This is a genomic window from Frankia sp. Mgl5 (assembly GCF_023242985.1).
Lineage (GTDB): Bacteria > Actinomycetota > Actinomycetes > Frankiales > Frankiaceae > Parafrankia > Parafrankia soli.
Map to the genome: position 1 here is coordinate 1 of NZ_JALKFY010000231.1, position 253 is coordinate 253.

Annotated in this window: 1 protein-coding gene; it reads right to left on the reverse strand. The window is 55.7% G+C overall.

Features of this window, described 5'->3' with window-relative positions; all coding sequences use genetic code 11:
- Positions 1 to 198, reverse strand: a 198-nt coding sequence (locus tag MXD62_RS09140; RefSeq protein ID WP_248828941.1) for a hypothetical protein, incomplete at its 3' end; no start/stop codon positions are given.
- Between the last annotated feature and the right edge of the window lie 55 nt (positions 199 to 253).

The window sequence follows — 253 nt, forward strand, 5'->3', positions numbered from 1 at the left end:
TCCTACATGTGTTAACGGATAGCTGGACCACAGATTTACTGCCACCAATACGGCAATTCCGATGGGAATGCCTCCTGCTGCCAACAGGAGGCTTTTTTTACTGATGCGCCAATCCTGCAAGCGTGACAGCGTGACAGTGAAACCTGCGGCTCCTGCGAGGAATCCACCGGCATCCGTACCGAGCGAGGGGGCGGCCATGTAATAGAGTACTGCCGAAAAGAGCGCCGTGCTCAGCCAAAACGGTAGCGAGAGC